This is a genomic window from Sphingobium sp. SA2, assembly GCF_032227065.1.
Classification (GTDB): Bacteria; Pseudomonadota; Alphaproteobacteria; order Sphingomonadales; family Sphingomonadaceae; genus Sphingobium.
On record NZ_JAPMXX010000006.1, the window covers coordinates 2468214 to 2481596 of the forward strand.

At 63.6% G+C, this 13383-nt stretch carries 10 protein-coding genes; 9 read left to right on the forward strand and 1 reads right to left on the reverse strand.

All coding sequences use genetic code 11. The features are described from left to right. Genes nuoL through OVY48_RS19705 form a run of 7 tightly spaced genes read left to right on the forward strand, consistent with a single transcriptional unit; the run spans window position 1 to window position 8456 of the window. Complete coding sequence (nuoL, locus tag OVY48_RS19675) at window positions 1-2037, forward strand: NADH-quinone oxidoreductase subunit L (protein WP_313924133.1); 2037 nt, start codon at window positions 1-3, stop codon at window positions 2035-2037. Beyond that, window positions 2037-3605 carry an NADH-quinone oxidoreductase subunit M gene (locus tag OVY48_RS19680; protein WP_313924135.1) on the forward strand — a complete coding sequence of 523 codons (1569 nt, stop codon included), beginning with the start codon at window positions 2037-2039 and terminating at the stop codon, window positions 3603-3605. The genes nuoL and OVY48_RS19680 overlap by 1 nt, the downstream gene beginning before the upstream one ends. Then, window positions 3605-5041, forward strand: a complete 1437-nt coding sequence (gene nuoN, locus OVY48_RS19685) for an NADH-quinone oxidoreductase subunit NuoN (RefSeq protein ID WP_313924136.1) — start codon at window positions 3605-3607, stop codon at window positions 5039-5041. Before OVY48_RS19680 ends, nuoN begins: the two co-directional genes overlap by 1 nt. 5 nt (window positions 5042-5046) lie before the next feature. Then, window positions 5047-5745 (forward strand): biotin--[acetyl-CoA-carboxylase] ligase, encoded by a 699-nt coding sequence (locus tag OVY48_RS19690; protein WP_313924854.1) that lies wholly within the window; start codon window positions 5047-5049, stop codon window positions 5743-5745. Window positions 5746-5759: 14 nt separating this feature from the next. Continuing rightward, window positions 5760-6539 carry a type III pantothenate kinase gene (locus OVY48_RS19695; protein ID WP_069064724.1) on the forward strand — a complete coding sequence of 260 codons (780 nt, stop codon included), beginning with the start codon at window positions 5760-5762 and terminating at the stop codon, window positions 6537-6539. Beyond that, entirely contained in the window at window positions 6539-8176 is a 1638-nt protein-coding gene (locus OVY48_RS19700) for a ribonuclease J (protein ID WP_037474001.1), read from the forward strand. Before OVY48_RS19695 ends, OVY48_RS19700 begins: the two co-directional genes overlap by 1 nt. Before the next feature lie 10 nt (window positions 8177-8186). Next, on the forward strand, window positions 8187-8456 hold the full coding sequence (locus OVY48_RS19705; protein WP_037474004.1) for a DUF1467 family protein: 270 nt from the start codon (window positions 8187-8189) through the stop codon (window positions 8454-8456). Between the two features lie 44 nt (window positions 8457-8500). Here the strand turns inward: OVY48_RS19705 and OVY48_RS19710 are convergent, their stop codons facing one another. Next, window positions 8501-11710, reverse strand: coding sequence for a hypothetical protein (locus OVY48_RS19710; RefSeq protein ID WP_313924138.1), 3210 nt, complete (start codon window positions 11708-11710; stop codon window positions 8501-8503). A gap of 80 nt (window positions 11711-11790) precedes the next feature. Between OVY48_RS19710 and OVY48_RS19715 the strand changes: the two genes are divergently transcribed. Further along, on the forward strand, window positions 11791-12105 hold the full coding sequence (locus tag OVY48_RS19715) for a hypothetical protein (RefSeq protein ID WP_037477908.1): 315 nt from the start codon (window positions 11791-11793) through the stop codon (window positions 12103-12105). Window positions 12106-12183: 78 nt separating this feature from the next. Next, the gene (locus OVY48_RS19720) at window positions 12184-13350 is read left to right on the forward strand and encodes a hypothetical protein (protein ID WP_313924139.1); all 1167 of its coding nucleotides are present in this window, start codon (window positions 12184-12186) and stop codon (window positions 13348-13350) included. Window positions 13351-13383: the final 33 nt, after the last annotated feature.

The window sequence follows — 13383 nt, forward strand, 5'->3', positions numbered from 1 at the left end:
ATGATCCAGCTTATCGTCCTTCTTCCGCTGCTCGCAGCCATCATCGCCGGTCTTGGCAACAAGACGCTCGGCAAGCTGCCGGCCAAGATCATCACCACCGGCGCGCTGTTCATCTCGTGCGCGCTGAGCTGGCCCATCTTCCTGTCGTTCGTCGCAGGCGACGGGCAGGCTTATGTCGCGCCGCTCTTCACCTGGATTCAGTCGGGCAGCTTCGACGCCCAATGGGCGCTGCGGGTCGACACGATGACGGCGGTCATGCTGGTGGTCATCACCAGCGTCTCCAGCCTCGTCCACCTCTATAGCTGGGGCTATATGGATGAAGAGCCGGATCAGCCGCGCTTCTTCGCCTATCTATCGCTCTTCACCTTCGCGATGCTGATGCTCGTTACCGCGAACAATCTGCTGCAGATGTTCTTCGGTTGGGAAGGGGTGGGGCTTGCTTCCTATCTCCTAATCGGTTTCTGGTTCCGCAAGCCCAGCGCCAATGCCGCCGCGATCAAGGCGTTCGTCGTCAACCGCGTCGGCGACCTTGGCTTCATGATGGGCATCTTCGGCACCTATCTGGTGTTCAACACCATCTCGATCCCCGAAATCCTCGAAATGGCCCCGTCGATGGCGGGCTCGACCATCGGCTTCCTTGGTGCGCGCTTCGACACGATGACGGTGCTATGCTTGCTGCTATTCATCGGCGCGATGGGCAAGTCGGCGCAGCTTGGCCTGCACACCTGGTTGCCGGACGCGATGGAAGGCCCGACCCCTGTGTCGGCGCTGATCCACGCGGCGACCATGGTGACCGCGGGCGTGTTCATGGTGTGCCGCCTGTCGCCGATGTTCGAAACCTCGGAAACGGCGCTGACCGTCGTCACCTATGTCGGCGCGGCGACCTGTCTGTTCGCGGCGACCGTCGGCACCGTGCAGACCGACATCAAGCGCGTCATCGCCTATTCGACCTGCTCGCAGCTGGGCTATATGTTCTTCGCTGCGGGTGTCGGTGCCTATGGCGCGGCGATGTTCCACCTCTTCACCCACGCCTTCTTCAAGGCGCTGCTGTTCCTTGGCGCAGGCTCGGTCATCCATGCGATGCACCATGAACAGGATATGCGCTATTATGGCGGCCTGCGCAAAAGCATCCCCATCACCTTCTGGACGATGACGCTGGGCACGCTCGCCATCACCGGCGTTGGCCTGCCGATCATCGGCATTGGTTTTGCGGGCTTCTATTCGAAGGATGGTATCCTCGAAGCGGCCTATGCCGCTGGCGGGGCCGGGACCGGGGCGTTCCTGGTCGGCGTGTTCGCGGCCTTGCTCACCAGCTTCTACAGCTGGCGTCTGGTGTTCCTGACCTTCTTCGGCAAGCCGCGCTGGGCCGCATCCGAACATATCCAGCATGCGTTGCATGACTCCCACGCCCATGACGCTCATCATGACGATCACGCGCATGATGATCACCACCATGCGCCCGCAACCGGGACTGGCGGCTATCATCCGCATGAAAGTCCCTGGGTCATGCTGGTGCCGTTGATCGTGCTGAGCATCGGCGCGGTGTTCGCCGGCCTCGTTTTCCACGACCAGTTCATCGGATCGGAAGGCGGCATCGCTTTCTGGCAGGGGTCGCTGGCGTTCGACAGCCATCTGATGCACGCCGCGCATGAAGTGCCGACCTGGGTCAAATTCTCGCCCTTCACGGTGATGCTGACCGGCCTTGCCATCGCATGGCTTGCCTATATCAAGAACACCGACTGGCCGCAGCGCTTCGTGGCTCAGTTCGGTGTCCTCTACACCTTCCTGCTCAACAAATGGTATTTCGACGAGCTGTACAACCTGCTCTTCGTGAAGCCTGCCTTCGCCATCGGCCGCTTCTTCTGGAAGTTCGGTGACGTCGGTTTCATCGACCGCTTCGGACCCAATGGTCTGGCTGCGCTGGTCGTGCAGGGCAATAAAGTGACCCGTCGGCTCCAGTCCGGCTATCTTTACACCTACGCGCTGGTGATGCTGATTGGCCTCGCCGCTGCCGCAACCTGGGCGATGACACGATAATGGACGGCTTCCCCATCCTTTCCCTGATGATGGCAGTGCCGATGGCGGGGGCCATCGCCTGTCTGTTCGTGGGCGCGAACAACGCGCGTTGGATCGCGCTGATCGCGACCCTCATTGATTTCGTGCTGGGCATGGCCCTGTGGGCGAATTTCGACCAGTCGGGCAGCGGCGCGCAGTGGCAGTTTCAGGAATATGCGCCGATCTTCGGCAAATTCGCCTGGGCGCTCGGCATCGATGGCATCGCCCTGATGCTGATCGCGCTGACCGTATTTCTGATGCCGATCTGTATCGGTGCCAGCTGGCGCGCGATCGAAAAGCGCGTCGGCGAATATATGGCGGCCTTCCTGTTCATGGAGGTGCTGATGATCGGCGTCTTCGCGGCGCAGGATCTGTACCTCTTCTATATCATGTTCGAAGCCGGCCTCATCCCGATGTATCTCATCATCGGCATTTGGGGCGGTGCGGATCGCATCTACGCCAGCTATAAATTCTTCCTCTACACGCTGCTCGGCTCGGTCCTGATGCTGATCGCGATGATGTGGATGGTGCATGAAGCAGGGACGACCGAAATCCCGGCGCTGATGGCCTATAATTTCGATCCTGCGGTCCAGACTTGGCTGTTCCTTGCCTTCTTCGCGAGCTTCGCGGTCAAGATGCCGATGTGGCCGGTCCACACCTGGCTGCCCGACGCGCACGTTCAGGCACCGACGGCAGGCTCCGTCATCCTGGCGGGCGTGCTGCTGAAGATGGGTGGCTATGGCTTCATCCGCTTCTCGCTGCCGATGTTCCCCGAAGCTTCGGCGCAGCTCGCGCCTTTGGTCTGGGGCCTGTCGATGGTGGCGGTGGTCTACACCAGCCTCGTCGCGCTGGTGCAGTCGGACATGAAGAAGCTGATCGCTTACTCCTCGGTCGCGCATATGGCGATCGTGACCGTCGGTCTGTTCGCCTTCAACCAGGCGGGCATCGAAGGCGCGATGATGGTGATGCTGGGCCATGGTCTGGTCGCGGGCGCGCTGTTCCTGTGCGTCGGCGTCATCTATGACCGACTGCATACCCGTGAGATCGCGCGCTATGGTGGCCTGTCGATCAACATGCCGCGCTATGCGCTGCTGTTCCTCTTCTTCACCATGGCGTCGGTCGGCCTGCCCGGCACGTCCAACTTCGTCGGTGAATTTCTGGCGCTGATGGGTATTTATCAGGCATCAACCTGGGTTGCGCTGGTCTGCACCACGGGCATCATCCTTGGCGCGGCCTATATGCTCTACCTCTACCGTCGCATCTGCTATGGTGAGCAGGTCAATGCCGACGCGGCCGCCATGCCCGACCTGTCGGCGCGCGAATTGTGGCTGCTCGCCCCCATCGCCGCCGTCGTCTTGTGGATGGGCATCTATCCCGAAAGCTTCCTCGCCCCGATGCGTCCTGACATCGTTGCGCTCGAAGCCCGCCTCGCGCCCGCCGCACCGGCAGGCGATGCTCAGATCAAGCTGGGCGCGCCCAAGCCTGCTGGCGAAGCCCATCATGGAGACGCCTCTGCGCCCTCACATTCAGCGTCGGGGGAGGCGCACTGATGATTGACTCCACTTCCCTCCTGGCGGTCATGCCGGAACTCGTGCTGACCGTTGGGGGCCTGATCCTTTTGATGATCGCCGCTTTCGGCGGAGACGGCACTGCGCGCCTGGTCAACAGCCTGTCGGTGGTGACGCTGATCGGCGCTGGCTTTGCGCTGCTTTGCTCGCTGGCTCACGGCCCCGATGCGTTTGATGGGCTGTATCGCGCGGACGCCTTCTCGGTTTACGCCAAGGCGTTGATCTATGGCGCGGCCGCCTCCGCTATTCTGCTGGCACCGCGTTTCTTCTCGACCGATGGCATGTTGCGTCCCGAATATCCGATCCTGATCGTCTTTGCCGCCGTTGGCATGGGCATGATGGTGTCGGCGGGCGACATGTTGACGCTCTATGTCGGCCTCGAAATGAACAGCCTGGCCTCCTATGTCCTTGCCAGCTTCATGCGGCAGGATGGGCGCTCGTCCGAAGCGGGCCTCAAATATTTCGTGCTGGGTTCGCTTGCGAGCGGCATCCTGCTCTATGGCATCTCGCTGCTCTATGGCTTCACCGGCAGCACCACCTTCGACGGCATCGCCGTTGCGCTGGATGGCGGTGTCAGCAAGGGAGCATTGTTCGGCTTGGTGTTCGTGCTCGCGGGCCTCGCCTTCAAGATCAGCGCCGTGCCGTTCCATATGTGGACGCCCGACGTCTATGAAGGCGCGCCGACCCCGGTCACGACCTTCTTCGCCAGCGCGCCCAAGGTTGCGGCCATCGCCCTGACCGTGCGCGTCGCGATCGAGGCGCTCGGCCCGGCCGGGTTGGATTGGCAGCAGATCGTGATCTTCGTGGCGCTGACCTCGATCATCTTCGGTGCGGTCGCCGCCATCGGTCAGAGCAATATCAAGCGTCTGATGGCCTATTCGTCGATCAACAATGTCGGCTTCGCGCTAATCGGCCTCGCCTGCGGCACACCCGCCGGTGTCGCCGCGACGATGAGCTATATGGCGATCTACGTCATCATGACGATCGGTGCCTTCGCCTGCATCCTCCAGATGCGCGATGCCGACGGCAAGCCGGTCGAGACGATCGCCAGCCTCGCGGGCCTGTCGCAATCGCGCAAGGGTCTGGCCGCGGCCTTCGCCATCTTCATGTTCTCGATGGCCGGTATTCCGCCGCTCTTCGGTTTCTGGGCCAAGTTCCTGGTGTTCGATGCCGCCGTCGCGGCGGGCCTGACGGCGCTGGCCGCCGTCGGCATTGCGGCTTCGGTGATCGGCGCTTTCTATTATCTCAAGATTATCAAGACGATCTATTTCGACGAGCCCACCGCTGCCTATGAGGCAAAGGGTGGCGCGGTCGAGAATATCATCCTGACCGCTTGCGCTGCCGTCATCGTGCTGGGCTATCTGCTCAACCCCATGCTGGATCAGGCGAGCGCTGCCGCGGCGGCGTCCTTGTTCTGACCGACATACGCCTCGTCGAGGATACCATATCGACCAATGCCGACATGCTGGCATTGGTCGATACCGGCATCAGCGAAGGCAGCTGGCTGCGTGCCCGTCGGCAGAGCGGGGGCAGGGGGCGTATGGGCCGCACATGGGACAGCCCGGTCGGCAATCTCTATTGCTCCACCCTGGTCCGCCTGCAGCCAAGCGACCCGCTACCCCATACGTTGGCACTGGTCGCGGCTAACGCCGTTCATGCCCTTGTTGCGCCGCTATGTGCCGGACAAGCGCGGATCAAATGGCCCAATGACATATTGGTCGACGGCGCGAAGATCGCGGGCATCCTGCTCGAACGCACCGGTGACGCCATCATCGTCGGCATCGGTATCAACGTCACCGACCATCCGGTCAATCTCGACCGTCCCGTCACCAGCCTGAGCGCTCAGGGCGTGGTCGATTCCGATGCCGGGGCGCTGCTCGACCGACTGGCCCAGATTTTCGCTCATTGGCTCGCCATCTGGCGCGCGCAGGGGCTAGACCCGGTGCGTACCCATTGGCTGCTCAACGCCCACCCCACCGGTACGCCGATGCGTGTGCAACAACCCGACGGCATTACGGTGGAAGGCGCTTTCGATACGCTCGATCGCCAGGGCATGCTCATCCTGCGCTTGGCGAACGGGCAGAGCCGTGCCATTCACGCCGGTGACATCTTTCTCATCTGACCCAAGGACCGGCCATGCTCCTCGCGATCGACGCGGGCAATACCAATGTGGTTTTCGCGCTGCTCGACGGGCGGGACATCCGCGCGCGCTGGCGCATCGCGACCGACGCGCGCCGCACCGCCGACGAATATGCCGTCTGGCTCAACCAGTTACTGATGCTCGAAGGCTATAAGATTGCCGACGTCAACACCGTCATCATCGCGACGGTGGTGCCGCGCGCGCTCCATAACCTGCAGGTTTTGGCCGAAAAATATTTCCGCACGACCGCACTGATCGCGGGGCAAGCACCGCTTGACTGGGGCATTGAACTGGATGTGGCGGAGCCGGGATCGGTCGGGGCCGACCGGGTTGTAAACGCCATCGCCGCGCACCATCTTTATAGCGGCGACTTGATCGTCATCGATTTCGGCACTGCGACGACGTTCGACGTGATCGACTATAGCGGGGCCTATAAAGGCGGCATCATTGCGCCGGGTATCAATCTCTCGCTCGATGCGCTAGTAGCAGCCGCCGCGAAGCTACCGAGGATCGCGATCGCCCCACCGGAAAATCGTTCGGTGATCGGGCGGACGACCGAGGCGCAGATGCATATTGGCGTATTTTGGGGCTATGTAGCCATGATGGAGGGGCTGGTCGCCCGCATGAGGGCCGAAATTGGCCGCCCGACCAGGGTTATTTCGACGGGGGGCTTAGCGGTCCTCTTCAACGACAACAGCGATATTTTCGATGCGATCGCGCCGGATCTGACGATTCAGGGCCTCGCGCTGATGCACGAACGGAGTTTACAAGCATAATGACACCCAAGGATGAGCTGCTCTTCCTGGCCCTCGGTGGGTCGGGCGAGATCGGCATGAACGTCAATCTTTACGGCTGCCAGGGCAAATGGGTCATGGTCGACCTCGGCATGACCTTCGGCGACCCCACCTATCCCGGCATCGAACTGATCCTGCCTGATCTCACCTTCATCGAGGAACGGCGCAAGGATCTGCTCGGCATCGTGCTGACGCACGGGCATGAGGATCATATCGGCGCGATCCCCTATCTCGCCGCGGACTTGGGCGTGCCGCTCTATGCGACGCCCTTCACCGCAGGCCTCATCCGCCTGAAGTTGGAGGAAGAAGGCCTCACCAAGGAGGTCAAACTCCATGTGATCCAGAATGAAGGCAGCTTCAATCTGGGGCCATTCGGCTTCCGCTATGTGCCGCTCGCCCACTCGATCCCGGAGGGCAATGCCCTGCTGATCGACACGCCGCACGGCAAGATTTTCCACACCGGCGACTGGAAGCTCGACGAGCGCCCGTTGCTCGGCGAACCGGCGACCCCCAAGGAACTGACTGCCATCGGCGACGAAGGCATCCTCGCCATGGTCTGCGACAGCACCAATGTCTTTAATGACAAGGCCAGCGGTTCCGAAGGCGATGTGCGCGAAGGGTTGATGGAAACGATCGCCGGGGCCAAGGGCCGCGTCCTCGTCACCACCTTCGCCTCCAACGCCGCCCGCGTGCAGACGCTGGGCGAAGTCGCGACCGCGACGGGCCGCAAGGTGTGCGTCGCCGGACGCTCGCTCGACCGTATCATCGGCATGGCCAAGGCCAGCGGCTATCTCAAGGATTTCCCGCCGACCGTCGATTGGGACGATGCGATGGCACTGCCCCGCAACGAGGTGATGATCATCGCGACGGGCGGGCAGGGCGAAGCCCGCGCCGCGCTCGCCCGCGTGGCGTTCGATAGCCATCCGATCAAGCTGGCCGAAGGCGACCTGGTCGTCTTCTCTTCCAAGCAGATCCCCGGCAATGAAATCGCCATCGGCCGCATCCAAAATGCACTCGCCATGTCGGGCGTGCTGATGGTCACCGATCGTCAGGCCGAAGTCCATGTGTCGGGCCATCCCGGGCGCCCGGAACTCGAAGCCATGTATCGCTGGATACGGCCCGAAATCCTGCTCCCCGTTCATGGCGAACGCCGCCATATGGCCGAGCAAGCCCGGTTGGCGCTGGCCAGCGGTATTCGCCACGCCCCGGTCCAATCCAATGGCGACCTGCTGCGCCTCGCCCCCGGCGCGCCGGAGATTATCGGCAAGCAGGATACCGGACGCCTGGTGCTGGATGGCGATGTCATCCTGCCGGCCGATGGCGCGACCATCAACGAACGGCGCAAATTGGGCCTGCATGGCCAGATCAGCGTCGCCGTGGCGATCGACCGCAAGGGCAAGATGATCGGCAAGCCGACGCTGCGCACCCAGGGCGTGCCGGTGGAGGAAGACAAGGCCGCCTTCCTTGCCGAAGCATCGAACGATGCGGCGGCGGTGATCCCCAAGGGGTCGCTGGAGGATGACGCCGTGCGCGAGCGGGTTCGCCTCGCCGTGCGCCGGACGGCGACGCGCTGGACCGGCAAGAAGCCGATAGTGGACGTACTGCTCATTCGCGCCTAATCAGGCGCGCATGAATCTCTACGCCATCTTCGCCATCTATTTTCTGATGTGGGTCGTCTGCGCCTTCGTCATGCTTCCCTTCGGCATCCGCACGCCCGACGAAACGGGCGAGGTGATGCTGAAGGGGCAGGCGGACAGCGCCCCCAGCAACTTCCGCCCCGGCCGCGTCGCCCTGCGCGCGACGATCCTGGCATCGATCCTGTTCGGCCTTTATTATGCCAATTATGTGCAGGGTTGGGTGACAGCGGACATGCTGCCCAAATATAGCGGCACGCGCTGAGCCGAAGCCATTCCCCGGCGCAGACCGGGGAACGCCATCTCGCCCTATTGCCGCAACCGCTCGATCGCCTGCGCCAGCGCGACATAGAGCTTGCCCATGTCGGATGACAGCACCGCAACGCCCAGCGCATTGCCGTCGCGCGCCGACAGGATGATCCGCAGCATCGATTCGAAATCGTGGATGTAGCGGTTCACATGATCGCGGAACTCGGCATCATCGTCATAATGCAGCGCGATTTCCCGCGACTCGCCCGCATCCAGCAGCTTGACCGCGCGCCGCGTGAATACGCCCCGATCGCCCTTTAGATAGGCCGACCAGGCCGTATCGGTCACGTCGTTGGACAATATCTTGGCGACGTCGATCGCGGTGCTGTTGAGCGATTCGATCAAGGCGGCGGAGCGACGCGCGAAATGGTCGCGGTCGCGATCCTCCGATGCTTGTTCGGCCTGCGCGATGCGCTGCTCTATCGTCGCGCTGGTGTCGGCGATGGTCAGCAACTGACGGGTCAGCCGTTCCGATGCCTGATGCGCGGCCTTGATCGCTTCTTCGGCCACCTTGGCGACCTGTTCGATCTGTTCGGCGACCCTGTCGCCCAACGCCCGCTGCATTGCCGCTTCGCTGGCATCGCCCAATTGCTGGGCGGCGTCGGGAATGGCGCGCGACAATGCCTGCCGCGCGCGCTCGGCGGCCTGATCGGCGGTGTCCTTGACCCGCAACAAGGCGGTGACGAGCAGTGGTCCGGCCCCTTCGGTGATCCGCGTCGCATCCTGATGCGCGCCGTCCAGCGCAACGCGCAGCCGATCGACCAATTGCCGATTGGCCTCCAATCCGCTCTGCGTGCTTTCCAGCCATTCGGTCAGGCGGCTGCCTTGTCCGCGCAGCAGCGACTCGGCCTCTTCGGCGCGGCCGGCCAACGCCTGCGAAATTGCCTCCAGTCGTTCCAGTTCGGGTGTCGCGCTGCCCAGCAGGGCACGGCTCTGTTCCATCCGCGCATCGAACCGATCCAGTGCGGCCGGATAGGTTTCATCCAGTTCTCGCACGCTCGAATCCAGCGCCACGAGCAAGGTTTCGGCGCTACCGATCAGCTTGTCCGCCGTCAGGCCACCGGCCGTCAGCGCACCGTCGATCCGCTGTGTCTCGCCCGTCAGGCGAGTCAGTGCGTCGGTCATCCGTTCGCTGCGTGCCAGCGCTGCTTCTTCCAGCGTCGCGAACTTGCCTTCGGTTCCAGCGATAGTGTCGTTCAGCCCGTCATGCAGGCTGTTCATCAACGCCTTCTGCCCTTCCACCAAATCGTTGATCTGGTGGAGGCGCCCTTCGACTTCACCGATCGAGTCGCTCAGGCCGATGATCGTATCGCTGCCGATCGCATCCAGGCTTTCGCGCGACCGGGCGATCAGGGCATCCAGTGCCGCAGCCTGGTTCGATAGGCTGGCATCGGTCTGGCTCAAGGCGGCCTGCGCCCGATCGAGCGCATCGCCCATCCGTTCGCGCAGATCCTGTTCGATCTTGTCCATGTCGCGCGTCAGGACGGCGATCACCCCCTCGCTGGCGCTGCCAATCCCGGCCTCCGCTGCGGTGACCAGCGCGCTTAGCGTATCGGCCCGACGAGACAAGCCTTCGTCGGCTGTCGCCATGGCCGTCTCGACCTGCGCCAGCAGCCCGTCCAGCCGCTCCTGCAAATTGGCTTGGGCATGGTCCAGATCCGCGCCCAAAGTCTGACGGACGGTTTCACTGGTGGTAGCCGCGCCAGCCTGCGCCGAATCGACCATGGCGACCAGCGCCAACGATTGTGCTTCGATATCGGCGCGCGTGCGATCCATCGCCTGCCGGGCGGCATCCAGCCTGACCTGCAACGCAGCCTGAGCATGGTCCAGATCCGCGACCAAAGACTGGCGGACGACATCGCTGGTGCTGGCCACGCCAGCCTGCGCCGAATCGACCATGGCGACCAACGCCACCGATTGCGCTTCGATATCGGCGCGGGTCAGATCCATTGCCTGCTTGGCGGCATCCAGCCGGACCTGCAATGCGGCGTGGGCATGGTCCAATTCTTCGATCAGGGTCTGGCGGACGCCAGCACTGGTGCTGCTAACACCGGCTTGCGCCGTATCGATCAACGTCGCCAGTGCTGCAGTCTGTGCATCGACATCAGCACGGGTGCGATCCATCGTCTGCCTGACGATGGCCAGCCGCTCTTCCAGAGCAGCCTGGGCATGATCCAGTTCCGCGATGAGCGCGTTACGGGCGGTTTCACTGGTGCTGCTGACACCGGCCTGGGCCGTGTCGACCAGCGCCACCAGCGCCACCGATTGCGCTTCCACATCCTGGCGCGTGCGGTCCATTGCCTGGCGCGCGGTTTGCGCGGTGGCGTCGATCCGTCCCGCGGCGATCTCTGCCATGCCGGTGACTTCTTCGCTCGCTGAGCGGGTCGCTTCCTGCAATTGGGTCAACTGGCTCGACAGGCTCTTGGTCGCCGACAAGGTGCGCGTCCGCGCCTCATCCGACAATTCGCCCAGCGTATGCAATCGCGCTTCCAGCGTGTCGATCCGGTCGCCCAGGGCATGGCTATTGTCCATGATCTGCGCTGCCATGCGGCCCGTGCGATCCTCCAGTTCGGGGATCGTGCCCATCAGCGCGTGCATCTGCGCCATCAAGGCGGCACCGGCGCGTTCGGCGACTTCGGCGCGCGCGGCACTGGCATGCGCCCGGCTGGCGATCAATTCGGCCGATGCTTCCATGTTGCTGCTGGCGGCGGCCCCATAGCTGTCGAGCAGTTCGGCCTGATCCTGCATCTTCTTGCGCGCGGTTTCCAACTGGGTCGCGATCCGGCCCAGCCGTATTTCCAGCAGGTCGGCCTCGGTCCGCAGCGCGCGCGCCGTATCGAGATAGCGACGCGATTCGGACCGGCTGTTGCGCACTAGCAGCAGATAAATGAGGGCGAGCAAGGTCAGCGGCACCAGCAGCGTTGCTATGGCACTGGCCCATGCCGACGGCCCGGCGCGCAGGTCGCCCGACGCGATCATCGCCCAGCCGGCAAAGCCGATCCACGCCACGGCCGCGCCCATCAAGATGATACGAACCCGCTTTATCCCGGCCTCGCCCGACTCTATCCCGGCCTCGCCCGACTCTGCGGCCGGCTCATCGTCTTCGATGTCCAGCACGGCTTGGTTCAAAAGCAGGATATCGTCTGCTTGCGCAGGCGTCTCCGATGGTTCGTCGCGCCAGAACTCGACGATTGTGCTGCCCCCTGTCATATCCTCATCCTAGCATCTTTTTTGCGTGCGGGAATGCCCCGTTACCAAAACTTAACCCGCGTTCGATAGCGTTGGTCGCCATGTCCTATGATCCTGGTGCCCTTGACGCTGCTTTGGCAGCCGCCGTTGGCGACGACCGTGCGTTGATCGCCGATTTGCGGGTCGCCTTCATGGAAAGCGCGGCGCGTCAGGTCGATCTGCTCGGCCGGGCCCGCTGCGATGCCAATTGGGCGCTGGCGGCGTGGCGATTGAAGGGGTTGGCGGCCAGTTTCGGCCTCACATCGTTGATGGCACTGGCGGACGAAGCGGCGCAAGCGGCGCCCGGCGATCCGCGCGCGCTGCGCCGGTTGCGCCATGCCCTGGCGGGCCTTGAACAGGACATTCCGCACAGCTGATACGGCTTTGCTTGCGTCAAACCCTTTGCCTTGCGAAAAGGTCGTCCCAACAGCCAACGGGTCGACAAGCATAAAAGAATGAGTTTTTCCGCGATTCTCAGCGCCAGCCGCACGACGGCCGATACGCCAGCCGGTCTGCGCGCCAGCCTGCATTTCGCGGGCCAGACGCTGATCGAATATCAGGCGCGGCAGGCGGCGCGGGCCGGTGCCGACCGAATCATGATCCTGGTCAGCGTCATCACCCCCGCCGTGTCGCAGGCGGTCGATCGCTTGAGCGCAGACGGCATTGCCGTGGCACTTGTGCGCGACATGGTATCGATGGTGCGCGATGTGCCGCGCGATGCCGACGTGCTGTTGGTCGCTGACGGAGCGATCGTGGCGCAGGCCCATGTCGATGCGCTGGGCGCGAGCGAGGGCAACACGCTGCTCGTTGCCGACGACACCCGCGCCAGCGCCCCGTTCGAACGTATCGATGCAGGCCAGCGCTGGGCGGGTGTGGCCCGGATCAGCCCCGCTTTGATGTTCGACACGCTCGACATGATCGGCGACTGGGACTTGTCGCTGACGCTGGTGCGGGCCGCGGTGCAAAAGGGCGCCCGCCGCATCACCGCGCCGCAGGACGACCTGCTCGAAGGTCGCGTCGCCATCGTCGATAGCCAGCAACAGGCCGATCTGGTGGCGCAGGCGGTCACGGCCGCTGGTGTCTCGCGCACGCAGACGCGCGGCGGCATCGAACATTATGTCCTCGCGCCGCTCGCCCGCATGGCCAGCGCCCCACTGATGCGGATGCAGGTGCCCGCTTTTCAGGTCCGGGTCAGTGCCATCGCGCTCGCCGCCGTCGCGCTCGTGCCGATCGAACTGCTCTGGCCGCTGACCGGCTTCTGCATGCTATTGATCGCCTTGCTGCTCGCCGAACTCGCCGATCGGCTCGACGCCATGGCGTTGCGACCGCCGCCTGCGGGCGCGCTCGCCTTCGCCACGCCGATCCTGGCGCTGGTCGGCATCGTCCTGGCGGGCCGCAGTCCGCTCGCGGTCGATCTCGCGCTGCTGCTGGCGATCATCCTGGTCGCCGACCGGCAGGGGCGCAGCGGCGAAGCCCGGCCGTGGATGATCTTCACCCCCGCCAGTGCGCTGCTGTTGATGGTCGCGACCGGCCTGTTCGGCGTGCTGGCGCAGGGATTGCGCGTCGCCATGCTGCTCGCCATCGCCTCGATCGGCGCGATCATTTTACGGCGACGTGCATAAAGATTTCCTGCGGACGGTTTAGTGCATTTTAAG

Bases quoted from the DNA above. Each gene is read 5' to 3' on its own strand.
- nuoL (WP_313924133.1), top strand. From the start codon at position 1: ATGATCCAGCTTATCGTCCTTCTTCCGCTGCTCGCAGCCATCATCGCC.
- OVY48_RS19680 (WP_313924135.1), top strand. From the start codon at position 2,037: ATGGACGGCTTCCCCATCCTTTCCCTGATGATGGCAGTGCCGATGGCG.
- nuoN (WP_313924136.1), top strand. From the start codon at position 3,605: ATGATTGACTCCACTTCCCTCCTGGCGGTCATGCCGGAACTCGTGCTG.
- OVY48_RS19695 (WP_069064724.1), top strand. From the start codon at position 5,760: ATGCTCCTCGCGATCGACGCGGGCAATACCAATGTGGTTTTCGCGCTG.
- OVY48_RS19700 (WP_037474001.1), top strand. From the start codon at position 6,539: ATGACACCCAAGGATGAGCTGCTCTTCCTGGCCCTCGGTGGGTCGGGC.
- OVY48_RS19705 (WP_037474004.1), top strand. From the start codon at position 8,187: ATGAATCTCTACGCCATCTTCGCCATCTATTTTCTGATGTGGGTCGTC.
- OVY48_RS19710 (WP_313924138.1), bottom strand. From the start codon at position 11,710: ATGACAGGGGGCAGCACAATCGTCGAGTTCTGGCGCGACGAACCATCG.
- OVY48_RS19715 (WP_037477908.1), top strand. From the start codon at position 11,791: ATGTCCTATGATCCTGGTGCCCTTGACGCTGCTTTGGCAGCCGCCGTT.
- OVY48_RS19720 (WP_313924139.1), top strand. From the start codon at position 12,184: ATGAGTTTTTCCGCGATTCTCAGCGCCAGCCGCACGACGGCCGATACG.